Below are 22,832 nucleotides of genomic sequence, written 5' to 3'. Positions count from 1 at the left end.
CCCTCCAAATAGTCCATGTGGACTATACGCCGGTCATGCGCCCTGCGACAACACCGGGGTGTGTCCATTCGGTTACTGCAGCGTGGCCTGGAGCTGGGCCGGCGAGAGTGCTCGGTCTGCATACACGAGCCGCACCGCCGAAGGGTCGGGATTGCCGAGGTCCGGTGCCCGATGCACGAGTTCGAGTCCGAGCTTCTCGGCCACGCGTGCCGACCCGGTGTTGTGTTCGACGAGGTAGGCGATCACCGGCCGGTCGGGGTCGATCTCCCGGGCACGCTCGACACCGGCGCGGGCGAGCTCGGTCGCGAAACCGCGCCCGTGGTGGTCGGCGGCGATCCGGTAGCCGACGTTCCAGACCTCGTCTCCGAGCAGCGTGCATCCGCCGTTGCCGATCACCTCTCCGGTGTCTTGCAGCCGAGCGACCCATGATCCGAGCCCGACGGTGCTCCAGCTACGCTCCCACCGCTCCATCATCCGGACCGTCGTCTCGGGGTCGGTGTGCCGGAGGCTCGGATAGTGCGTCCACACTCGCGGATCGCTCTGGATCGCGAACACCGCGTCGAGATCCGAGGGAACAGCCCGCGACAGCCGCAGTCGATCGGTGAGGAGGTCGTCAGTCACAGCTCCACGCTAGACAGCCCCGCCGACACTCGGGCCGGACGTCGCCCCGAGCCTCAGCTGCTCAGCTTGCGCAGAGCCGACCCCTTGTGGGCCACCGTGTCACCGCTCTTCTCCGACTTCACGATGTACGCGGGCTCGTCGTCGGATGCCGCGAAGCTCTGCCCGGCGAACCGGAAGTCCTTCGTCCGCTTCTCCTCCACGGTGCCCTGCGTTCGCCCCTGCGGGGTGTTCCAGCTCACCCGGTCACCCCTGGACAGATCCTTCGTCATGACTTCTCCTCTCGTTCCCGTCGAGGGTCGCCGATGCGTTGCCCTCCGCATCGGGCCTTGACAGGCGCCGAGGAAGTGCACTGCGCCCGCATTCGTCCCGGAGGTGGGGCTGGGGATCGGAACCGGGATAATGGGCGGGTGAGCACACCTTCCGAGAACAACGCGCAGACCATCCCCGGCTGGCGCCACATCTATTCGGGCAAGGTCCGCGACCTGTACGCCTCGGACGACGCCGCCGACACCCGCATCCTCGTGGTCGCCTCCGACCGCGTGAGCGCCTTCGATTTCGTGCTGTCGCCCGGCATCCCCGAGAAGGGGGCGCTGCTCACGCGTCTCAGCCGCTGGTGGTTCAGCCAGCTGGACGACGTTCCCAATCACCTCGCCGAGGGCGAGATCCCGGCGAGCGTCGCCGATCGTGCCATGCTCGCGCAGTCGCTGGAGATGCTGCCGGTCGAGTGCGTCGTGCGCGGCTACATCACCGGCTCCGGCTGGGCGGAGTACACCGAGAACGGCACCGTGTGCGGCATCCCGCTGCCCGAAGGCCTGCAGAACGGCGACCGCCTGCCCGAGCCGCTCTTCACCCCCGCCTACAAGGCGCCGATGGGAGAGCACGACGAGAACATCACCTTCGACCAGACCGTCGAACTCGTCGGCGCCGAGCGTGCGGCCGAACTGCGCGACGTCTCGCTCTCGCTCTACTCCCGCGCCGCCGCGATCGCCGAGGAGAAGGGCCTGATCCTCGCCGACACGAAGTTCGAGTTCGGAACGGATGCCGACGGCGTCCTGCACCTGGCCGACGAAGTGCTCACGAGCGACTCCTCGCGCTATTGGGATGCCGAGGCCTGGCGCACTGGCGCGACGCCGACCGAGCGCATGGCGAGCTTCGACAAGCAGATCGTGCGCGACTGGCTGGCCGCGAACTGGGACAAGCAGGGCGAGCCGCCCGTGCTCCCAGAGGACATCGTCGAGCGCACCGCCGCCCGCTACCGCGAGCTGATCGAGCGCCTCGGGGCCTGACCCGCGCGATTCGTCACCCTCACAGGAGGAGAACTCTCTGTCAGGCGGAATGAACCTCGGGTTTTCTCCGCCCGAGGCGGCGAAGTCCGCCCAAGGCGGCGGCGACCCGCGCACCCAGCCAACACTCAGGAATCGGTAGTGTTGCTCCAGCACTCCCCCTCCCCCGATCCTGAGGAGCCCGCATGCCCCTGTGGAAGACCCACGGAAACGGCCGCACGGTCGAACCCGGCGCCGTCGTCAAGCCCGACGAGCGCCTGAACTGGCCCGCCACGATCGCGATCGGCGCCCAGCACGTCGTCGCGATGTTCGGCGCCACGTTCCTCGTGCCGACGCTGACCGGCTTCCCGGTCTCGACCACGCTGCTGTTCAGCGGCCTCGGCACTCTGATCTTCCTGCTGATCACCAAGAACCAGCTGCCCAGCTATCTCGGCTCGTCGTTCGCGTTCATCGCGCCGATCACCGCCGCCGTGGCCGCGGGTGGCACCGGATCCGCCCTGGCCGGAGTGGTCGCGGTCGGCATCCTGCTCACCGTCGTCGGCCTGGTCGTGCAGTTCGCGGGCCTCCGCTGGGTCGACGCGCTCATGCCCCCGGTGGTCGCCGGCGCGATCGTCGCCCTGATCGGCTTCAACCTCGCCCCCACCGCGTGGAACAACTTCAAGATCGACCCCGTGACCGCGACCATCACGCTCGTCGCGATCATCCTGTTCGCAGTGCTGTTCCGCGGATTCCTCGGTCGCATCTCGATCTTCCTGGGCGTCGCCGTCGGCTTCATCTACGCCGCGTTCACCGGGTCGTTCCAGGTGCCCAACGCGCTGCGCGGAGACAAGACACCGGCAGAGCTCATCGCCGACGCCCCCTGGATCGGCCTACCCGAGTTCCAGCTCCCCGACTTCGTCGCCCCTGGCACCTGGTCGACGATCGCGATGTTCCTGCCCGTCGTCCTGGTGCTGGTCGCCGAGAACGTGGGCCACGTGCGCGGCGTCGCGACGATGACCGAAGACCCCGCCATCAACAAGCACACGGGTCGCGCACTCATCGCCGACGGTGTCGCGACCACGATCGCCGGTGGATTCGGCGGCTCGGGAACGACGACGTATGGCGAGAACATCGGTGTGATGGCCGCCACCCGCGTCTACTCCACCGCTGTCTACTGGGTCGCCGGTCTCTTCGCGATCCTGCTCGCCTTCTCGCCCAAGGTCGGCGAGGTCTTCAACTCGATCCCCGCCGGCGTGCTCGGTGGCGCGACCACCGCCCTGTACGGCCTCATCGGCATCATCGGCATCAAGATCTGGGTCGACAGCAAGGTCGACTTCTCGCGCCCGGTCAACCAGTACACGGCAGCCGTCTCGCTCGTGATCGGCATCGCCGGATTCTCGATGCAGCTCGGCGACTTCGCCTTCGGCGGCATCGTGCTCGGCACGGTCGCGGCTCTGCTGATCTACCACCTGGGCAACGCCATCGCCCGGGCCCGCAAGACCGGCGCCGACGACCCGAAGCCGCTCGAGGCCGTGGGACCGTTGGGCGGCGACCCCGCGTAATCACGAACCACGCACGACCACGACGATCCCGGATGCTGCAGCTGCGGCATCCGGGATCGTCGCGTCAGGACGCGGTCGCGCTCAAGCGATGACGGCGAGCACTGCATCCGGCGCGATCGCCGCAGAGAGCTCCGCCCGGTGCGAGAGCGTGCCGGCCCGGTGGGCGGCGACCGTCGTCTCCATCTTCATCGCGTCGAGCACCGCGACCGGATCGCCCTCTGCGACGCTCGCCCCGTCATCGGCGAGCCAGCGCACGAGCGTGCCCGGTGCCGGCGAGCGCAGCTCGGTCGGGTCGGATGCGGAGGGCGCGGCCACGGCATCCGTCAGTCCGCCGAGCCCTGCGAGCAGGGCGAGCGGGAGCCCGAGCACGACACGGCGACCGTCGATCTCGACGGGGAAGCGCTGGAGTGCGGCATCCGGTGCGGGAGCCGGTCGCAGCTGCGGTTCGAGGCGAGGCAGCAGGGTGCTCTCGATCCACTGCGTGTGCACTGCGAAGGTCTCGGTGGCGAACGCCTCGTCGTCGAGCGCGAGCAGATCGAACGGGATGACGGTCGCCGGCCCCTCGACGACGAGCTCGCGCAGCGCCCGACGCGCGCGCACGAGTGCCGCATCGCGAGTGTCGGCGTGCACGATGAGCTTCGCGATCATCGAGTCGAAAGCCGGCTGAACGACATCGCCCGCGTCGATGCCGCTGTCCCAGCGCACGCCGGGCCCGCCGGGGATCCGCAGCGACTCGACACGACCGGGGCTGGGAAGGAAGCCGCGACCCGGGTCTTCGGCGTTGATGCGGAACTCGAAGGCGTGCCCTGCCGGCACCGGAGTCTCGGTGAACGAGATGCCCTCTCCGAACGCGATGCGGAACTGCTCGCGCACGAGATCGGTGCCGGTGACCTCTTCGGTGACCGGGTGCTCCACCTGGAGCCGGGTGTTCACCTCGAGGAAGGAGATCGTACCGTCGGCCGCGAGGAGGAACTCCACGGTCCCCGCACCCCGGTACTGCACCTCGCCGCAGATCGCGCGGGCAGCATCATGGAACTGCGTGCGCTGATCGCTCGTCAGGCCCGGCGCCGGGGCTTCCTCGATGAGCTTCTGGTTGCGGCGCTGCATCGAGCAGTCACGGTCGCCGACGACCACGACGCCGCCGTGCCCGTCGCCGAGCACCTGCACCTCGATGTGACGCGGGCTCTCGAGGAACCGCTCGACGAAGCACTCGCCGCGGCCGAAGGCAGCGATGGCCTCACGGGTCGCGGCATCGAAGGCGTCTGCGACCTCCGACATCTCTCGCACCACCTTGAGGCCCCGCCCGCCACCGCCGAACGCGGCCTTGATGGCGATCGGAAGCCCATGCTGCTCGGCGAATGACACGGCCTCGGCAGGCCCGGCCAGAGGCTGGTCGGTGCCGGCCGCCAACGGCGCTCCGACGCGCTGCGCGATGCGGCGCGCGGTCATCTTGTCGCCGAGCGCGTCGATGCTCTCGGGTGAGGGGCCGATCCAGACGAGGCCAGCTCCTTCCACCGCCCGCGCGAACTCCGCGCTCTCCGAGAGGAATCCGTAGCCGGGGTGCACGGCATCCGCGCCGCTCCTGCGAGCCGCGTCCACCAGCGCATCGATCGAGAGATACGTGGTCGCCGCGGTGTCTCCGCCGAGGCCCAGGGCCTCATCGGCGAGCCGCACATGCAGCGCGTCAGCATCCTGGTCGGCGTAGACCGCGATCGACGAGTAGCCGGCTTCGGCGCAGGCGCGGATGACGCGCACGGCGATCTCTCCGCGATTCGCGATCAGCACCTTGGTCATGAGGTCTCCTTGACGATGAAACGGACGCGCACGCCGGGCGGCAGCTGCCCGGCGAGATCGAGACTGCGGTCGGTGAGCGCACCGATGATCGGGTATCCGCCGGTAAGCGGGTGGTCGGGAAGGAACAGCACGGGCTGACCGTCCGGCGGAACCTGGATGGCGCCGGTCACCGCCCCTTCGCTGGGCAGCTCGCCGCTGACGGATCGCTCCAGGGGCACGGTGCCGTCGAGCCGGATCCCGACCCGGTCCGACCGCGGGGTCACGGACCACTCCTGGCCGGTGAGAGTCGCGAGCGCTGCGGGGGTGAACCAGTCGTCTCGCGGGCCGAGGGTGATCTCGAGCTCGACGAGGTCACCGGACGCGGGGAGCGTGCGCGGGGTGGCGATCGGCTCGACAGGATGCGGTGCGCGATCGCCCACACGGACCACGTCTCCGGCGGCCAATGGGGCCGGTCCGAGACCGGCGAGGGTGTCGCTCGCACGACTCTCGAGGGCCGACTCCACGGCCACGCCGCCACGGACCGCGATGACATAGCGCAGCCCGCTGGTCGGATGCCCGAGCGTGAGCTCGTCGCCGTCGACCGTGGCGAAAGGCGCCCCGTGATCGATGCGACGCGTCACGCCGTCGGCGTCGATCAGGCCGAGAGAGCCGACGGCCCCCGCGACGGCGGCGACTCCGGCACCCCGGAAGCGCAACACCGCACCCCCGACGCTCTCGAGCACCGCGGCGCCGCTTGCGTTGCCGACAGCGCGGTTCGCCTCGCGCATCGCACGACGGTCGGCGGCGCCGGACGACGAGACGCCGAGTGCCGCGAATCCCGGACGTCCGGCATCCTGCACCAGCAGCTGCAGCGACGGGCGCACGATCTCGACGGAGGCGGCGGTCGGAGAACCCGGATCATGCGCTTCGGCGGCGGCGTGTCGCTCGGTGACGCGCCGCGCGTCCGCGAGATCGTCTGACTTTTCCGACATCACGACCTGCTCGCGCACGTGCTCGAACCGCACCGTCGTGCCCGGCGACAACAGGGCGGGCGGGTCGCGGTCGATGTCCCACATCAGGGCGTCGGTGTGTCCGATGAGCTGCCAGCCGCCCGGACTCTCGCGCGGGTACACCCCGGTGAACTGTCCGGCGAGCGCCACCGACCCCGCGGGCACACGCGTGCGGGGCGACGATCGGCGGGGCACATCGAACAGCGGGTCGCTGCTCACCACGTAGCCGAAGCCCGGGGCGAAGCCCGAGAAGGCGACCTTCCAGTCGGCAGCGAGGTGACGGTTCACGAGCTCGGCCGCCGATACGCCGAGCAGGGATGCGGCCTCGTCGAGGTCCTCGCCGTCGTAGCGCACCGGCACGATGACCTCACCCGTCACGGGCAGATGCGCTGCGTCGATCTCCGTCGCCGCGAGCACAGCCGCGAGATCGGCAGCCGAGACGAGAAGCGGATCGAAGCGCACGAGCACGGTGCGAGCGCCGGGAACACGCTCGACCACGCCGAGCACTCCGTCCCAGGCCAGGTTCAGGCGCATCGCCTCGTCGAGGTCTGCCGCCTCCACGAGAAGAGCGCTGTCGGATGCGGTGAGGATGCGCATCAGACGAGGTACTCCGCATCCGGCACGTCGGTGATGAACATGTAGCCGGGCGCGTGGGTGATGGCGAACGGCGGCTTCGAGGCCATGATGGCGGCCTGCGGGGTGACGCCGCACGCCCAGAACACCGGCACCTCGCCCTCGCGCATCTCTGGAGCATCGCCGAAATCGGGACGAGCCAAGTCGACGATGCCGAGCGCTGCAGGGTCCCCGATGTGCACCGGGGCGCCGTGCACGGCGGGGGTCCGCCCCGAGATCTGCACGGCATCCGCCACTCGACCTGCCGGGATCGGCCGCATCGAAACGACCATCTCGCCGCTCAGTCGACCGGCTGGGGCACAGGGCACCGCCGTGCGGTACATCGGCACGTTGCGACCCAGCTCCTGGTGGCGGATCGGGATCCCCGCCTGCACGAGACCGGACTCGAACGTGAAGCTGCATCCGATGAGGAATGAGACGAGGTCCGGATGCTCCGCCCACGCCGCCGTCGCGTCGGCCACCTCGTCAGCCAGTTCACCGTCTCGCCAGATGCGATACCGGCCGATGTCCGTGCGGATGTCGCTGCCCGGTGCGAGCCGCGACTCCACCTCGCCCTGTTCGATGACCTCGAGCACGGGGCACGGCTTCGGGTTCCGCTGCGCGAAGAGCAGCGTCTCGAAGGCCCAGTCGGCCGGCACCGAGATGAGGTTCGCCTGCGTCAGCCCCACCGCGACTCCGCTGGTCGGCTCTGCGTGCCCCGCACGGATGGCCGCGCGCGCTGCACGTGCGGCGGCGAGCTGGTCGGCGGTGGCGAGAACGGTCATGTCAGACCCCCGCGAACGGTGCGATCGTGATGCCGGCATCCTGCAGCATCCGCTTGGTCTCCGCGGCCATCGCCACCGAGCCGGGGCTGTCGCCGTGCACGCAGATCGACTGCGCGCTGACGGGGACGTCGGTGCCGTCGATCGCGCGGATCACTCCCTCGCCGGCGAGGCGCACCATGCGCTCGGCGACGGCCGCGGGATCGTGAAGCACAGAGCCCGGTTCGGTGCGCGAGACGAGCTGACCGTCGGGCTGATATGCCCGATCGGCGAAGGCCTCGGCCGCGATCTGCAGGCCCGCGCGCTCGGCCACGTCGAGCACGACGCCTCCGGCAAGGCCCAGCAGCACGAGGCTCGGATCGATCGCGCGGATGGCCGCCACCACATCCTTCGACTGCCGCTCATCACGGGCGATCGTGTTGTAGAGCGCACCGTGCGGCTTGACGTAGGAGACCGTGCCTCCGACGGCTGCGGCGAGACCGATCAGGGCTCCGAGCTGATACTCGACATGCGCCTGCAGCGTCGCCGAATCGATCTCGACCTTCGTGCGGCCGAAGTTCTCGTAATCGCGGTATCCGGGGTGCGCGCCGATCACGACGCCACCGGCCACAGCACTCGCGAGGGTCTCGCGGATGCCCTCCGGGCTGCCCGCATGGAAGCCGCATGCCACGTTGGCGCTCGTCACGAGGCGCAGCATGCTTTCGTCGTCGCTGACCACCCGGTCAGGCACGTTCTCGCCGAGGTCGGAGTTCAGGTCGATCGATGTCATGGGGTCACGCTCCGATTCCGAGGAAGGCGAAGATGGGGCCCACCGAGACGATGCCCATGTACCAGGTGAGCAGCGTCACGAGCGTACCGGCGACGAGCAGCCACATCGGGTACTTCTTCGAGCCGAGCAGATCGCGGCGGAACCAGCCGATGTACATGAAGACCGTGAGGCCGATGGGGAGGATGAGGCCGTTGAAGCCGCCGACGAAGACGAGGATCGCCGCCGGCGCGGTGCCGACCGACAGGTAGACGATCAGCGAGACGACGATGAAGGCGACGGTCGCCAGCTGCAGCGGCCAGCCGCCCTTGAGCTTCTTGGTGAAGGTCGAGAGGAAGGTCGCCGAGGTGTAGGCCGCACCGATGACCGAGCTGATCGCGGCGGCCCAGAAGATGGCACCGAAGATCCGCAGTCCCGCGTCGCCGAGCACGGCACCGAAGGCCTGACCCGCGGGGTTCGCCGCCTGGCTCGACAGATCGAGCGAGACACCCGAGGCGACCACACCGAGGATCGCGAGGAACAGCACGTAGCGCATGACGCCGGTGACGAGGATGCCGTTCGCCGCTGCGCGCATCACGGGGCCCGCCTGCTCGGGACCGGTGTGACCCGAGTCGAGGTACCGGTGGGCGCCCGAGTAGGTGATGTATCCGCCGACGGTCCCGCCGACGATCGTCGTGATCGTGGCGAAGTTGAGCTCATCCGGCACGAACGTCTGCCGCAGCGCCTCGCCGATCGGCGGCTGGGCGATGACGGCGACGATCACGGTCATCACGATCATGCCGATGCCGAGCACGACCAACACGATGTCCATCACCGGCCCGGCCTTCTTGATCAGGAAGATGATGATGGCGAGAGCCGCAGTGAGCATGCCGCCGAGCTTCGGGTCGATGCCGAGCAGCGCGTTCAGCCCGAGGCCACCACCGGCGATGTTGCCGATGTTGAAGGCCAGGCCGCCGATCACGACGAGCACGGCGATGACGTGGCCCGAGAAGGGGATGGCACGGTTGGCGAGCTCTCCGGCGCGCATGCCCGAAGAGGTGATCATGCGCCACACGTTCAGCTGCACGGCGATGTCGACGAGGATCGACACGAGGATCGCGAACGCGAACGCCGCCCCCATGGTCGCCGTGAAGGTGGCAGTCTGCGTGATGAATCCGGGGCCGATGGCGCTGGTGGCCATCAGGAAGATCGCGCCGATCACGGCGCTGCGGCCTGCACGTCTCTTCGCGGCGGAGAGCCGGACTTCGTCTTCTGCGGACAGCGGGGCTGCGGTGTTCTCAGACATTGCGGGGGATTTCCCATCGTCGTTGGTGGGTGTCGAGTGCACCCAGTGTAGAACGGATCGAGCAATATTGTTCAACAACTTTGTTTCGGCTGTGCTACGGCGGAGTTCCAGTCGCGTAATGCCGGAGGCCGGCGGTCGAACGATCCGTCGCGCGCCCCGCCTACGATGAAGGCATGAACCAGCAGGGCATGCTCGCCGATGCGCTCCGACAGCAGATCATCGACGGAGCCTTCGCGCCCGGTTCACGACTGTCGGAGTCGGCCATCGCCGAGCACTTCGGCGTCGCACGCAACACCCTGCGCGAGGCGTTCCGCGCGCTCTCCGAGCAGGGGCTGCTCGAGCACGTGCCGCACCGGGGCGTCTCCGTCGCCTCGCCGTCGATCGCCGACGTCATCGACATCTATCGAGCGCGCCGCGTCATCGAATGCACCGCGCTCCTGCACTCCGAGCCGGAGCATCCAGCAGTCCAGCAGATGCAGGAGGCGGTGCTCGCCGCGGAGGCCGCCGCCCAGGATGCCGTCCTCGACGACTCCGAGACGTGGCGCGCGGTGGGCAGCGCCAACATGGCATTCCACGTGGCTCTGGTGTCGCTCGCCGACAGCCCGCGCCTCGCCCGCACCTACCGCGACCTGGCGGCGGAGCTACGACTCGCGTTTCTGAAGATCGATGATCCTCGATCGCTGCACGAACCGTTCGTCCGCAAGAACCGCGCCGTGCTCGACACCTTCCTCACCCGGGGTGCGCAGGAAGGAGCCGCCGAGCTCGAGCGCTACCTCGTACAGTCGGAGCGCGTCGTGCTCGGGGCGTTCGCCCGGATGCAGCTGGGGTGACCCGCTCCGCGTTCGGCGCTCGATCGCGGGGCTGTCAGTGCTCCGAACGCACGGCGCCGGACGCACGCGTGCGCGCATCCGGGTTCCGCGGCGCGAGCTGCAGCGGAAGCGGCGTCTCCGGCTCGGGCAGTCCGTAGAGTCGGCGCACCCAGCGTCGTGCGTCTTCGAGGGGGTACGTGTCGCCGTAGACGGCGTACTTCATGAAGACCCCCTCGAGAGTGGTGCGCAGCATGATCTCCTCGAGCGGAGGATCGACGGCTCCCCTCTCTCGGAAGATCTCGCGGACGGCGTCCTCGGATGCCACGGCCTGCTCGGCGAAGCGATCCTCGGCTTCGGCGAACATGCGGTGGGTGCTGGGCTGCTGCTGCATCGCGAACACCGCGCGCTGCACGGGCAGGGCGTACCCCGTGGCTGTGAGTGCCCCGTCGATGATGCCGGCGAGCCTGTCGTCGGCGGGTCCGTCGACCTGCGGGATCGCGAACAGGTTCTCGTACCAGCGATCGATCACCGCGGCGACGAGCTGCTGCTTGCCGCCGAAGTGATAGCTGACGAGACCCTGTGCGACCCCGGCTCGCTGCGTGATCTCGGCGATGCTCGCGCCTGCCACGCCCCGCTCGGCGAAGAGCTCGATCGCGGCCTGCAGGATCACGGTTCGGGAGCGCTCCCGAGCCAGACTGTTCTGCTCGTCGGAACGTGCCATGCTGCGTCCACCTCCCCAGGATTGGACTGCTTCGGATTTCCCCCCGAAGCCTATATATTACTGATTGAACGCCTATTCAAGCTACGAGTGGCCTCAGACCGCGGCCCCAAGGAGTGCAATGCGTCGCACAGTATGGATCCTGCCTTCCCCGAAGGTGAAGCCTGCGGCGCGCTTCTCCGTCGTAGACCTCGAGGCGAACGAGATCGCCCTCGGCTTCCTGCAGATCAGCGCACTTCCCTCCGGGCCCTGGAACGATCCGACCGCCTCCGCTCTGACCTCTGCCGAGAAGCAGATGGTCGCCGAACAATGGGGCGTGCATTCGCGAGCCGACTGGCTCGGCATGATCGAGCACCTCACCACGGTGCGCCGCCGTCGCCACGCCTGGATGGCGCATCTCGCCGCGCGCAATCAGCGGGCCATCACGCTGGGTCGCGTTCCGCGGTCGGCGGAATGGCTCGCCGCGATCGCAGCGGAGGGCGGCGATGAACGCAACGCCCGCCCGTTCGTCACAGGCATCGAGCAGATCGAACGCGAGATCCGCACCCACGTCGGCAGCGAGATCGTCACCCCGGAGCTCTTCGTGCGCACGCTGGACGGCTACGCCCTGGGCCAAGCCGTCGCGATGGTGACCTGGGGCGTGGCACTCGGCCACGCGGACATCGCAGAGGCTCGTCGCATCATCCACCGGATCAACGTCGATGCGCGGCCGTCGTTCGTTTCCTGGGCGGACTTCGGACTCAGCTATCTCGCCGGACGCGTCATGCACTGGAGCGATGGTGAGGTCGACGACGAATCGTTCGCGAAGTTCGGCGACGGCTGGAGCGACTTCAAGGCCGCCGCGTCGGCGAAGCGAGGCGGCCCCTGGGCGACGCTGCCGTGGCCGGCGGCCGTCAAGATCCCCTCACCGCACCGGATCGGCTGACCGCACAGACCCACGGATGCGAACCAACCTGGAGGGGCGTCTGGTTCGCATCCGTGTCACCTCTCACCCGCAGCCCGCCTCCGACTCGGCGGGCTAGGACGAGGCGCGCACCACCAGCTCAGTGGGCAGGATCGTCGTATGCGCGGGGTCGCGACCGGCCAGGCGCGAGAGCAGCACTCCGGCCATCGCCTCCCCCTGCGCGTACATGGGCTGCCGCATCGTGGTCAGCGGCGGGTCGGTGCTCAGCGCGACGGACGAGTCGTCGAATCCGACGAGCGCGACGTCTTCGGGAACACGGATGCCGGCGGAGCGGAGCGCCGTGAGAGCGCCGCGGGCCATGAGGTCGCTGGCGACGAAGATCGCATCGGGGCGACCCGCCGCGAGGATGCGGCGTGCGGCATCCGCTCCGCTGGCCTCGCTGTAGTCGCCCGCCTCTTCGGCGAAGGGCGAGAGTCCGGCGTCGGCCAGCGCGCCGCGGAAGCCCTGCACGCGGTCGACCGAGGAGACCATCGTGATGGGCCCCGAGATCGTCGCGATGCGTGTGCGGCCGGTCTCGATCAGATGCTGGGTGGCCGTGCGGGCACCGGCGACGTTGTCGACATCGACCACGTAGTCGCCCTCGCGGATCCGCACCGGTCGACCGCCCCAGACCACGGGCACGGCATCGGCGACTCGATCGATGAAAGCGTCGCTGGTGTGGTGAGACACGATGAGCGCGCCGTCGACGCCGCCGTTGCGCACGAAGCTCGTCATCTTGTCGCCGGGGTCGTCGCTCGCGATGAGCAGGTTGAGCAGGTAGTCCGAGCCTCGGAGCGCGCCGGTGATGCCCGCCACGATCGCCGCGAAGAACGGGTCGCCGAAGAAGCGCGTGGTGTCCTCCGGCACGATCAGCGCAATCGCGTGCGTCTGCCTCGACGCGAGCGAGCGGGCCGCGCGGTTGGGCACGTAGCTGAGCTCTTCGATGGCGCGCTTCACGGACTCGAGGGCTTCGGGGCTCACCGCCGTCGACCCGTTGACGACGCGCGACACCGTCGATCGTGAGACCCCGGCGGCCGATGCCACCTCTTCGATGGTCGCTCGTGACGACACGACTCTCCCTCCGTCCGGCGGCGAGACCGGATGCTCCCTGGTGTCGCCGCCCGGCGTCAGAGAGCGCGAGCGGCGATGATGCGAGCGTACTCCCGACCGGAGTCCTTCAGAGTCCGCTCCTGGGTGTCATAGTCGACGCGCACGATGCCGAAGCGCTTGTCATACCCCCAGGCCCACTCGAAGTTGTCGAACATCGACCAGTAGAAGTAGCCGCGCACGTCGACGCCGGACTCGGCCGCATCGAGCACCGCGGCGAGGTGCAGCCGCAGGAACTCCGCGCGATCCTCGTCGTGCACGCGGGTCTCGCCGTCTTCGACCACGGCGACATCGTCGTATGCCGCGCCGTTCTCGGTCATGTAGAGCACGGTTCCCGCGGGCTCGGCGTACTCGGTCCACACGCGCTGCAGCAGACGGGTCAGCCCCTCTGGCTGCACCTCCCAGTTCTGCGCGGTGCGCGGCAGTCCTCGTTCGACCGCGTAGATGCCGTCGCTCGACGGGTAGGGGCTGCGAGCGGGACGCTCCGTCGCGGGTCCACCGCTGACGGGCATCTCCGCCGGAGCTGTGCCAGACACGAGATCTCCGTGGTAGTAGTTGACACCCTGCGTGTCGATGCGCTGCGAGATCACATCGAGGTCGCCGTCGTGCACGGCATCCGTGAAGCGCGACACGGCGTCGGCATCCACCGCCCTGATGTCTCTGATGATGTCGTCCGGGTATACCCCGCGGTAGATCGGGTCGAGGAACCAGCGGTTGAACTGCCCGTCGACGCGGCGCGCGGCGTCGACGTCCGCCGGGTTCGTCGGGTCTGCAGGATCCGCGACCGTGTGGTTGAGCGTGATGCCGAGGTTGAGGCTCGCGTCCCGACCCCGCAGCTCGCGCACCGTCTCACCGTGGGCGAGCAGCAGGTGATGGGCCGAGAGCAGCCCCTCGGCGACGCTCGTGTGCCCGGGAGCGTGCTCGCCGCCGGTGTACGACAGGAACGACGAGCACCACGGCTCGTTCAGCGTCGTCCACACGTTCACGCGGTCGCCCAGCGCGTCGTGCATCGTGCCCGCGTATTCGAGGAAGCGCCCGACGGTGTCGCGGTTGGTCCAGCCGCCGGTCTCCTGCAGCGCCTGCGGCATGTCCCAGTGGTACAGGGTCAGCCACGGCAGGATGTCGTTCGCGAGCAGCTCGTCGACCAGGCGCTCGTAGAAATCGACACCTTTCGCATTGACCGCACCGCCGTCGGGCCGCACGCGCGACCACGACGTCGAGAAGCGGTAGGTCTGCAGTCCGAGTTCCTTCATGAGCGCCACGTCCTGCGGATAGCGGTGGTAGTGGTCGCACGCCACGTCGCCGTTGTCGCCGCCGATCACCGCACCGGGCACCTTGCTGAAGGCATCCCAGATCGACGCGGTGCGCCCGTCTTCGAAAGCCGCCCCTTCGATCTGGTACGCCGCGGTCGCGGCGCCGAACAGGAAGTTCTCGGGAAAGGCTCGGGTCATAGGGGTCATCCTTTCACCGCGCCCGCCATGATGCCACTGACCAGCTGGCGTCCTGCGACGACGAACAGGACGAGCAGCGGGAGGGTCGCGAGCACCGCGCCGGCGAGCACGATCGAGTAGTCGATGTAGTAGCCGGACTGCAGCTGACTGAGTGCCGTCTGCAGTGTCGGGTTCTGCGGGGAGAGCACGATCAGCGGCCACAGGTAGTCGGTCCAGGCTGTCATGAAGGTGAAGAGCCCGAGGATCGCCATGGCGGGGCGAGCGGCCGGGATGCCGACGGTGAGGAACGTGCGGAACTGGTTCGCCCCGTCCATGCGTGCGGCTTCGATCAGCTCGTCGGGGATCACGTCGACCAGGTACTGCCGCATGAAGAAGACGCCGAACGCGGTGACCAGAGTCGGCACGATGACCGCGCCGATCGACCCCGTCCAGCCGAGTTCGCGCATCAGCATGAACAGCGGGATGATGCCGAGCTGCGTCGGGATCGCCATGGTCGCGATCACGAAGATCATCAGTCCGTCGCGGCCTTTGAAGCGCAGCTTCGCGAACGCGTAGCCCGCGAGGGTCGAGAACGTCACGACCGACACCGTGATGATGCCCGAGATGAGGAACGAGTTGCCGAGCGCCAGCCAGAACGGGATCGCATCGAAGACCTTGGCGGCGTTCGTGAAGAAGTTGCCGCCGGGGATCAGCGGCAGGGTCTCGCCCCGCGTGGAGTTGGTGCCGCTCGCCACGACCACCGACCACCACAGCGGGTAGACGCTGCCGATGATGAACGCGGCGAGCAGGCCGTAGGTGAGGAAGCCGGGGCGACTGCCGATGCCGGCGTTGCCGCCGACGGCTCCACGCCGCCTGCGGATCTTCTCGGGGACGCTCAGCGCCTGTGTGGCGGTCATCGTGCGTTCTCCTCGGTCGTGGTGGCGATCGTCGTGCCCGCGGCGGCCGTCGCGGCAGCAGCAGCGGCAGTGCGTGCACGCCGACGGGCGGCGCGATTCTGGGGAGCATCCCCGGTCGAGATCCGTCTCGAGATGAGGAAGTTGATCACTCCGATGCCGACGATGAGCAGGAACAGCAGGATCGCGACAGCGGATGCTTCGCCGAGGTCGCGGCGGAAGAAGGCGAGCTCCCACAGGAACAGCACGGTGGTCTGGAACTGCCGGTCGCTGCCGCCGATGCCGCCCGCAGTCGAGACGTCGAACAGACGCGGCTCGGCGAAGATCTGCAGACCGCCGATCGTCGCGGTGATGATCACGAAGATCAACGTCGGACGGATCGTGGGGATCGTGATCGAGAAGAAGCGACGGGCGGCTCCTGCACCGTCGAGCGCGGCGGACTCGTAGAGATCGCGCGGCACCGCCTGCATCGCGGCGAGCAGGATGAGGGCGTTGTAGCCGGTCCAACGGAAGTTCACCATCACCGCGATCGCCAGGTGCGACAGCGCGGTGTCGTGCTTCCACTGCTGGTCGGCGATGCCGATCAGGTTGAGCAGGTTGTTGGCGAGGCCGTCGGCCTCGTTGAAGATGCTCGAGAAGATGATGGCGACGGCGACCGGCGTGACCACGAACGGGATGAGGATGCTCATGCGCCAGAAGGTGGGGGCACGAAGGCCGCGGTCGAGCAGGTAGGCGATCACCAGGGCGACCGCGAGCTGCGGGATCGCCGAGAGAAGGAAGATGCTCAGCGTGTTGAAGATCGAGTTCCAGAACATCGCGTCGCCGAGGATCTCGACGAAGTTCGCGGCGCCGATGAACTCGCCCTGCCCCTTGAGCAGGTCCCACTCGTGCACGGCCACCCACACCGTGTAGATCAGCGGGAAGAGTCCGACCAGCCCGAACAGCAGGAAGAACGGCGAGATGTAGAAGTACGGGGAGGCGTTCTGGTCGAACCGCGAGAGGCGGTGCCGCCAAGGACGCCGGCCGGCGGCATCCGTCTTCGGGCTCTTCGCGTTCTTCGTCGACGCGGACGTCGTCTCCGAGCGCTCATGGGTGAGTGTCATGACTCTTCCTTGGTCCTGGTTCTGGTCCTGGTCCTGGTCCGTGCGGCCGTGGTGCTCCGGTCGCAGTCCGTGCCGCCCCGACAGAGGCGGTGCGGCACGAACTGCGACCTGAATGGATGCGGCTGGGTCAGTCGACCAGCTCGTTCAGCAGCTTGACCGCGGCATCCCAGGCGCCCTGGGTGTCGGTCTCGCCACGGTCGAGGCCGCTGAGGGCCGGACCGAAGACGTTCTCCTGGATCACCGAGTCATCGGCGCCCTTGAACTGCGCGACGACGCCCTTGGCACGCTCCGCGAGGATCGCGCCGGTGGGCGCGTCGTTGAAGAACGGGTTCGGCGTCGCATCAGAGGCGAGCGTCTCCTGTGCCTTCACCGTGGAGGGGAAGTTGCCCGCGGCCTCGGACTGCTTGACCTGCTGCTCGGGCTGCGTCAGCCAGTCGGCCAGGTCGGCCGCGGCTTCCTTGTGCTGCGAGCTCTCCGGGATCGACAGGAAGGCGCCGCCCCAGTTGGCTGCACCGCCGGGGAACACGTCGGCGAAGTCCCAGCCGGTGGATGCGTCGCCGCCTCCGGCCTCGACCTGACCCTGCACGACTCCGAGCATCCAGCCGGGGCAGACGAACGTGGCGAAGGTGCCGTCGACGAACGACTTGCCGCCGTTCCAGTCCCACGCGGTCTGAGCAGCGGACTGGCCGCCCTCGGTCGCGGCTCCGAGCAGTTCGAAGCGCTCCTTGAGCTCGGCGTTGTCCTCGACGTTCAGCTCGCCGTCGGTCGTGTAGTAGCCCTCGTCGAGCTGGTTGACCATGGCGTTCCAGACGAAGCCGGAGTGGTCGTACCAGGCCTTGCCGGTCTTCGCCGTGTACTCGGCGCCGACGGCGAAGTAGTTCTCCCAGTCGCCGTTCAGCAGCTCGGCGACCGACTCGCGGTCGCTGGGCAGCCCTGCGGCTTCGAAGGCGGCGCCGTTGTAGCAGATGCCGCTCGGACCGATGTCGGTGCCGTAGCCGATCACGCGGCCCTCGGCATCCGTCGCCTGTCCGTACTTCCAGTCGACCCAGTCGGCCTTGCGGTCTTCGATGCCGTAGTCGCGCAGGTCGACGAAGGTGTCGGAGACGTCCATGATGGCGCCGAGCCAGCCCTCTTCGATCGCGACGACGTCGCTGAGGCCCGAGCCCGCGGCGATCTTGGTGAATGCATCGGTGCGGGCGTTGCCGCCGGTGTCGATGTTGGTCGCCTCGATCGTGACGTTCGGGTTCGCCTTCTCGTATTCGTCGTAGAGGTCGTCGTATCCGAAGGTGCCGAAGGTCGTCACGGTCAGCGTGACCTTCTCGTCACCGGTGGCGCTGTCTCCCGAGTCGGCAGAGGCGCAGCCGGCGAGGGCCAGGGCGGAGACGGATGCGACGGCTGCTGCCGTCAGGATCCGCTTGCGGGCACGTGTGTTCACAGTTCACTCCTTTGTGGTGGGTCGTGCAGTGGTGGTGCGGGTGGTGCTCGGGGCGTGCGCGGGATTCCGTTGCGTTCCGGTGGCAATTCTCGTGGGAGCGCTCCCACGCACTGTCCAGTGACTCTATGGGAGCGCTCCCACGGTGTCAAGCCCGAGCTGTTGGCCTCCATAACTCCGGAAGAACGGGGCGATTCGGGGCGGGACGGCCGGAATCTGCTGGATGCGGTTCGTTTCTCCGGAGTTACGAACGCGGCGTACCCTTGTCCGGTGCCCGACACCGAACTCTCCCCCGCCCTCGTCCGTGCCGCATCGCTGATCCGCAGCATCCCGGACTACCCGGAGGCGGGAATCATCTTCCGCGACATCACGCCGCTGCTCGCCGACGCCGAAGCCCTTCAGGCCACGACCGACGCGATCATCGCGCCGTTCGCCGGCCAGTTCGACGTCGTCGCCGGCATCGAAGCGCGAGGGTTCATCCTCGCCGGAGCCGCGGCGATCGCAGCGGGTGTCGGCCTGATCCCGATCCGCAAGGCCGGCAAGCTGCCCCGCCCCGCGGCATCCGTCGACTACGCCCTCGAGTACGGCACCGCCACTATCGAGATGCACGACGACCTGCCCGCGGGATCGCGTGTGCTGCTGATCGACGACGTGCTCGCCACCGGTGGCACGCTCGCTGCCGGACGGGAGCTGGTCGAGCGCCTCGGCAGCCACGTCGTCGGCATCTCGGTGCTGTTCGAGATCGACGGGCTCGGCGGGCGCGAGGCCATCGGCGACCTGCACACCGTCTTCCACGCCTGAGCCTCGTCGCGCCGGGAATCGAGCGACTCTCGAGCCGGTAGACTGAACGCGCCCGTCCGCCCGCGACTTCCGGAGCCGTTCATGCCCACCATCGTCGTCGACGTCATGCCCAAGCCCGAACTGCTCGACCCCCAGGGGAAGGCCGTCTCCGGCGCATTCACCCGACTGGGCGTCGAGGGCTTCTCCGATGTCCGCATCGGCAAGCGCTTCGAGCTCACCGTCGAGGGCGAGGTCACCGACGAGATCCTCGCCGAGGCCCGTCGCATCGCCGATGAGGTGCTCTCCAACTCCGTGATCGAAGACGTCGTGGGCATCGAGGTCGCCGAGTGACCACGCGCATCGGCGTCATCACCTTCCCGGGCTCGCTCGACGATCGCGACGCGCAGCGCGCTGTGCGCATCGCCGGAGCCGAGCCCGTCGCCCTCTGGCACGGTTCGCACGACCTCGAAGGCGTCGACGCTCTCGTGCTGCCTGGCGGCTTCAGCTACGGCGACTACCTGCGCGCAGGCGCGATCGCCGCTCTCTCGCCGATCATGAGCGAGGTCAAGGATGCTGCCGCGAAAGGCATGCCGATCCTCGGAATCTGCAACGGGTTCCAGATGCTCGTCGAGGCGCACCTGCTGCCCGGCGGTCTGATCCGCAACGACCACCAGCACTTCGTGCGTCGTGATCAGAAGCTCATCGTCGAGAACTCCGACACGGCGTGGACCAACCGGTTCCGCACCGGCCAGGAGATCACGATCCCGCTCAAGAACGCCGACGGCGGGTACATCGCCGACGAAGAGACGCTCGACCGTCTCGAGGGCGAGGGTCTCGTCGCGTTCCGCTATGCGGGGGTCAATCCCAACGGATCGCTGCGCGACATCGCCGGACTCACCAACGAGGCGGGCAACGTCGTGGGGCTCATGCCGCACCCCGAGCACGCCACCGAGGCCGGCTTCGGCCCCGACACCTCCGCCGCCATGCGCTCGGGACTCGACGGGCTCGACTTCTTCACGAGCGCGATCGCCGCGGTCGCCCGCGTCGCCGCGTAGCCCCCGCGCCTCCTCCGCCGCGCCTGGCTCGCAGCCGACAGCGCGTAGCTGGACCCGCGCCGAACGCGCCCGCGCCCGCACCCACGCCCGGCCCGCGCCGCGCCGAGCGAGGTCGTCCACCCCATCCGCATCCCCATCCGCATCCGTGCGCTCATCCCCGCATCTTGCGGGGCCAAAAGAGCATCCAGAACGGGCGTTTCCGATGCGTAACTGGCCCCGCACCGCGCGCAGGGTGCACAACTGACCCCGCACGGCGCGCTGCACCCGCACCGGGGTCGAAACGGCATCACGTCGCATCCGCATCATGCGGGGCCAAAAGCGCATCCGAAACCGGCGTTTCCGACGCACAACTGACCCCGCACCGAGCGCAGGGTGCACAACTGACCCCGCACCGAGCGCAGCACCCGCACCGGGGTCGAAACGGCATCACATCGCCTCCGCATCATGCGGGGCCAAAAGCGCATCCAAAACAGGCGTTTCCGATGCACAATTGACCCCGCACCGCGCGCAACCGACCCCGCGCCGGGATCGGTGGGTCAGTCGGCAGGAAGGCTGAAGGGGTTGTCGCCGGCTGCCGCCAGCAGGTACCACGCCGTCGCTCCGGTGTGCAGGCTGGCGTAGTAGAGGTCGCCGAAGCCCGAGTCGAGGCCGTCGGTCGACGTCGCGACGATCCCCTTGCCGTCGCCGTTCGCCGCATCGCGCTGCCCGAGTCGGATGCTGCTCAGCAGCGTCTCCACGCGGTCGGCGTCGCCCACGGCGTCGCGCAGCGTGAGCGCGAGCGCCAGGTGGCCCGATCCCTCGAACCACACCTTCGACACGTCCACGTCGCTGATCGACGCCCCCTGATACGGACCGTCGGTCGCGATCAGGTTGCCGAGCGTCCAGTCGAGAGCGACGTCGTACCGGGGGTCACCGGTGGCGAGCGCGCTCCACGTCTGCGCGTCGAGCGGGATGGGCCGAGTGTTGACCGTCGAGCCGTCCAGCAGCGTGCCGGTGTCGACATGACCGTCAGCGCTCTGCATCGCCGCCACGAAGGTCGTGGCGACGGCGGCGCGGTCGGCCCACACCGAATCCCCGGTGAGCTGCGCGAGCTGCGTGAAGAAGCCGGCGATGTCGCTGTTGTGCTCGGTGGACTTCCATTCCAGCGAGGAGCCGTTCTCGAGCTGACCGCCGGTGTAGCCGAAGGGAGCACGCACCATGTCGGCGGTGTTGGCCTGGATCCACTCGGCGATCCGCACGGCTCCGTCGAGGTACTTCGACTCACCGGTCGCGTGGAAGAGACGTGCGAGCGCCATGCCCGCCCACGCCTGGTTGCCCGTGAACGTGCCGGGACCCGTGATCTCGACGCGTCCCTGTCGGATGCCGTGGGGTTCGTACGACGTGCGGACTCGTCCGTCGCCGATCGGATCGTTCTCCTGCACGAAGAGCAGGGTGTCTGCGACCGTCTGCGCCCGACGGATGTCCTCCGGCAGACCCCTGGCGGTGTAGGCGATCACCACGAGTGCGTCGTCGTAGACGAAGGACGGAGTGAAGTCCCACGTCGGCAGGTCGGTGAAGAACCCACCCTCGTAACTGCGCGGAAGGCAGTGCCCCGCACCGTCGCAGAACTCGTCGACACGAGCGTCCAGGAACTCGTACGCCAGGGCGACGGACAGGGTGGGGTCGGAGGCGACGTCGGCGGTCGGGGCGTCGGCTGGGCCATCGCCGGACGCGGCGGTCGCGGCACCCGCGACGAGGGTCGCGGCGACCAGCGCGGCGGCGATCACCCACGGAGCCGATCGGCGCGGCGAACCCGACATCGATACCCCTTCGGTCTGAACCGTGGTTCGCGTGCACGAACCGCAGGCGACCAGAAGGTCACGTGCAAAATGCTGGCATACCAGGAAGTCTCGGCGGAAGGGGCGAAGGTCTAGTCTTTCGCCGCATCCGGCGTGTCGGCCCCGCGAGTAGCATGCGACCCATGCCCATCACTCTGGAGAACGTCGGCATCGCCGTGCGCGACCTCGACGCGACCATCGCCTTCTTCACCGATCTCGGCCTCACCGTCCTCGGCCGCGACGAGGTCAGCGGAGAGTGGGCCGACACCGCGGTCGGCCTCGACGGCAATCATGCGAAGATCGCCGTGCTGCAGACTCCGGACGGCCACGGCCAGCTCGAGCTGTTCGAGTACATCCACCCCGAGGCGATCGAGACCGAGCCCACCCTGCCGAACGAGATCGGGATGCACCGGGTCGCGTTCTCGGTCGACGACATAGACGAGTCCCTGGCCATCGCCGCGCGGCACGGGTATCACCCGCTCCGAGGAGTCGCGAACTACCAGGACGTATACAAGCTCACCTACCTGCGAGGCCCGAGCGGGATCCTCGTGATGTTCGCGCAGGACCTCACGAAGGATGCCGCGGCGGGCTAGCCGAGAGCGGGTGGCCAGACCCCGATGATCAATGCCATGACCGCGATCGTGACGAGTTCGTGGGCGATGTTCATGGTGGTCAGTGCGGTCGGGCGCCCCTCGAACGCATCGTGGGTGATGAACCGCGCGGCGGTGAAACCGGCCCAGAGCAGCACGCCGGTGACGACCGCCGCCCAGAAGAACGACCCGTCGTAGAAGTGCCAGGCGATGGCGGAGGCTCCGGCCAGCACCCAGGCCGTCGCGAAGCTCACCAGAACCGTGGTGATGATCGCCATCGTCGCGCTCGAACCGGGGCGGTCCATGTCGACGTTCGCGAGCTTCGACCAGCGCGTGCCGAACACCTTCGGGGAGTACCAGATCGTGCCTACGACCATGCTCGAGGCGGTCGCGAGCAGAACGGCCCAGTAGTTGATCTCGGGAACCATGACAGCCTCCAGTCGTCGGATGCCCGAAGCCTA

23 protein-coding genes are annotated in these 22,832 nt (G+C 68.6%); 8 read left to right on the top strand and 15 right to left on the bottom strand.

Going from position 1 to position 22,832, the window contains the following annotated elements:
* Nucleotides 1-72 precede the first annotated feature (72 nt).
* Nucleotides 73-621 (bottom strand): GNAT family N-acetyltransferase, encoded by a 549-nt coding sequence (locus tag ACZ0AA_RS15870; RefSeq protein WP_463513533.1) that lies wholly within the window; start codon nt 619-621, stop codon nt 73-75.
* A gap of 53 nt (nt 622-674) precedes the next feature.
* Complete coding sequence (locus ACZ0AA_RS15865; RefSeq protein WP_463513532.1) at nt 675-890, bottom strand: hypervirulence associated TUDOR domain-containing protein; 216 nt, start codon at nt 888-890, stop codon at nt 675-677.
* A 138-nt stretch (nt 891-1,028) separates the two neighbouring features.
* Between ACZ0AA_RS15865 and ACZ0AA_RS15860 the strand changes: the two genes are divergently transcribed.
* Nucleotides 1,029-1,907 carry a phosphoribosylaminoimidazolesuccinocarboxamide synthase gene (locus tag ACZ0AA_RS15860; RefSeq protein ID WP_463513531.1) on the top strand — a complete coding sequence of 293 codons (879 nt, stop codon included), beginning with the start codon at nt 1,029-1,031 and terminating at the stop codon, nt 1,905-1,907.
* Between the two features lie 182 nt (nt 1,908-2,089).
* On the top strand, nt 2,090-3,445 hold the full coding sequence (locus ACZ0AA_RS15855; protein WP_463513530.1) for a uracil-xanthine permease family protein: 1,356 nt from the start codon (nt 2,090-2,092) through the stop codon (nt 3,443-3,445).
* Between the two features lie 81 nt (nt 3,446-3,526).
* On the opposite strand, the gene ACZ0AA_RS15850 is transcribed toward ACZ0AA_RS15855, so the two are convergent.
* From ACZ0AA_RS15850 to ACZ0AA_RS15830, 5 genes are read right to left on the bottom strand one after another with little or no spacing between them, the layout of a single operon-like run.
* On the bottom strand, nt 3,527-5,239 hold the full coding sequence (locus ACZ0AA_RS15850; RefSeq protein ID WP_463513529.1) for an acetyl/propionyl/methylcrotonyl-CoA carboxylase subunit alpha: 1,713 nt from the start codon (nt 5,237-5,239) through the stop codon (nt 3,527-3,529).
* Nucleotides 5,236-6,825, bottom strand: coding sequence for a 5-oxoprolinase subunit B/C family protein (locus ACZ0AA_RS15845; RefSeq protein ID WP_463513528.1), 1,590 nt, complete (start codon nt 6,823-6,825; stop codon nt 5,236-5,238). The genes ACZ0AA_RS15850 and ACZ0AA_RS15845 overlap by 4 nt, the downstream gene beginning before the upstream one ends.
* Nucleotides 6,825-7,625 (bottom strand): putative hydro-lyase, encoded by an 801-nt coding sequence (locus ACZ0AA_RS15840; protein ID WP_463513527.1) that lies wholly within the window; start codon nt 7,623-7,625, stop codon nt 6,825-6,827. Before ACZ0AA_RS15840 ends, ACZ0AA_RS15845 begins: the two co-directional genes overlap by 1 nt.
* A 1-nt stretch (nt 7,626) precedes the next feature.
* Entirely contained in the window at nt 7,627-8,391 is a 765-nt protein-coding gene (locus ACZ0AA_RS15835) for a LamB/YcsF family protein (RefSeq protein WP_463513526.1), read from the bottom strand.
* A gap of 4 nt (nt 8,392-8,395) precedes the next feature.
* The gene (locus ACZ0AA_RS15830; RefSeq protein ID WP_463513525.1) at nt 8,396-9,673 is read right to left on the bottom strand and encodes an NRAMP family divalent metal transporter; all 1,278 of its coding nucleotides are present in this window, start codon (nt 9,671-9,673) and stop codon (nt 8,396-8,398) included.
* Between the two features lie 173 nt (nt 9,674-9,846).
* Between ACZ0AA_RS15830 and ACZ0AA_RS15825 the strand changes: the two genes are divergently transcribed.
* Nucleotides 9,847-10,503: a GntR family transcriptional regulator gene (locus ACZ0AA_RS15825; RefSeq protein ID WP_463513524.1), complete on the top strand. Its 657-nt coding sequence runs from the start codon at nt 9,847-9,849 to the stop codon at nt 10,501-10,503.
* A 34-nt stretch (nt 10,504-10,537) separates the two neighbouring features.
* Here the strand turns inward: ACZ0AA_RS15825 and ACZ0AA_RS15820 are convergent, their stop codons facing one another.
* Nucleotides 10,538-11,203: a TetR/AcrR family transcriptional regulator gene (locus tag ACZ0AA_RS15820; RefSeq protein WP_463513523.1), complete on the bottom strand. Its 666-nt coding sequence runs from the start codon at nt 11,201-11,203 to the stop codon at nt 10,538-10,540.
* Nucleotides 11,204-11,321: 118 nt separating this feature from the next.
* Here ACZ0AA_RS15820 and ACZ0AA_RS15815 point away from each other — a divergent pair, with 118 nt between their 5' ends.
* Nucleotides 11,322-12,125 carry a DUF1266 domain-containing protein gene (locus ACZ0AA_RS15815; RefSeq protein WP_463513522.1) on the top strand — a complete coding sequence of 268 codons (804 nt, stop codon included), beginning with the start codon at nt 11,322-11,324 and terminating at the stop codon, nt 12,123-12,125.
* A 93-nt stretch (nt 12,126-12,218) separates the two neighbouring features.
* Here the strand turns inward: ACZ0AA_RS15815 and ACZ0AA_RS15810 are convergent, their stop codons facing one another.
* The 5 genes from ACZ0AA_RS15810 to ACZ0AA_RS15790 form a co-directional block, all read right to left on the bottom strand.
* On the bottom strand, nt 12,219-13,214 hold the full coding sequence (locus tag ACZ0AA_RS15810) for a LacI family DNA-binding transcriptional regulator (RefSeq protein ID WP_056276469.1): 996 nt from the start codon (nt 13,212-13,214) through the stop codon (nt 12,219-12,221).
* A 56-nt stretch (nt 13,215-13,270) separates the two neighbouring features.
* Nucleotides 13,271-14,701 (bottom strand): GH1 family beta-glucosidase, encoded by a 1,431-nt coding sequence (locus ACZ0AA_RS15805; protein WP_463513521.1) that lies wholly within the window; start codon nt 14,699-14,701, stop codon nt 13,271-13,273.
* 5 nt (nt 14,702-14,706) lie between these two features.
* Nucleotides 14,707-15,597, bottom strand: a complete 891-nt coding sequence (locus tag ACZ0AA_RS15800) for a carbohydrate ABC transporter permease (RefSeq protein ID WP_400862589.1) — start codon at nt 15,595-15,597, stop codon at nt 14,707-14,709.
* Complete coding sequence (locus ACZ0AA_RS15795; RefSeq protein WP_463513520.1) at nt 15,594-16,697, bottom strand: carbohydrate ABC transporter permease; 1,104 nt, start codon at nt 16,695-16,697, stop codon at nt 15,594-15,596. Before ACZ0AA_RS15795 ends, ACZ0AA_RS15800 begins: the two co-directional genes overlap by 4 nt.
* Nucleotides 16,698-16,824: 127 nt before the next feature.
* Nucleotides 16,825-18,132, bottom strand: a complete 1,308-nt coding sequence (locus ACZ0AA_RS15790) for an ABC transporter substrate-binding protein (RefSeq protein ID WP_400862591.1) — start codon at nt 18,130-18,132, stop codon at nt 16,825-16,827.
* 267 nt (nt 18,133-18,399) lie between these two features.
* On the opposite strand from ACZ0AA_RS15790, the gene ACZ0AA_RS15785 reads away from it, so the two are divergent.
* From ACZ0AA_RS15785 to purQ, 3 genes are all read left to right on the top strand, one after another.
* A complete protein-coding gene (locus ACZ0AA_RS15785) occupies nt 18,400-18,930 on the top strand; it encodes an adenine phosphoribosyltransferase (RefSeq protein WP_400862593.1) in 531 nt (176 codons plus the stop codon).
* A gap of 81 nt (nt 18,931-19,011) precedes the next feature.
* Nucleotides 19,012-19,260: a phosphoribosylformylglycinamidine synthase subunit PurS gene (gene purS, locus ACZ0AA_RS15780; protein WP_215171271.1), complete on the top strand. Its 249-nt coding sequence runs from the start codon at nt 19,012-19,014 to the stop codon at nt 19,258-19,260.
* Nucleotides 19,257-19,964 (top strand): phosphoribosylformylglycinamidine synthase subunit PurQ, encoded by a 708-nt coding sequence (gene purQ / locus ACZ0AA_RS15775; RefSeq protein ID WP_463513519.1) that lies wholly within the window; start codon nt 19,257-19,259, stop codon nt 19,962-19,964. The genes purS and purQ overlap by 4 nt, the downstream gene beginning before the upstream one ends.
* 536 nt (nt 19,965-20,500) lie before the next feature.
* Here the strand turns inward: purQ and ACZ0AA_RS15770 are convergent.
* The gene (locus tag ACZ0AA_RS15770) at nt 20,501-21,763 is read right to left on the bottom strand and encodes a hypothetical protein (RefSeq protein WP_463513518.1); all 1,263 of its coding nucleotides are present in this window, start codon (nt 21,761-21,763) and stop codon (nt 20,501-20,503) included.
* A 161-nt stretch (nt 21,764-21,924) separates the two neighbouring features.
* On the opposite strand from ACZ0AA_RS15770, the gene ACZ0AA_RS15765 reads away from it, so the two are divergent.
* A complete protein-coding gene (locus ACZ0AA_RS15765; RefSeq protein ID WP_400862598.1) occupies nt 21,925-22,374 on the top strand; it encodes a VOC family protein in 450 nt (149 codons plus the stop codon).
* On the opposite strand, the gene ACZ0AA_RS15760 is transcribed toward ACZ0AA_RS15765, so the two are convergent.
* Nucleotides 22,371-22,799, bottom strand: a complete 429-nt coding sequence (locus ACZ0AA_RS15760) for a DUF1761 domain-containing protein (protein WP_400862600.1) — start codon at nt 22,797-22,799, stop codon at nt 22,371-22,373. The two genes, ACZ0AA_RS15765 and ACZ0AA_RS15760, sit on opposite strands and share 4 nt — an antisense overlap.
* Nucleotides 22,800-22,832 lie beyond the last annotated feature (33 nt).

This window comes from Microbacterium sp. AC035 (assembly GCF_979258485.1).
This window is presented reverse-complemented; position numbering and strand designations above follow the sequence as displayed.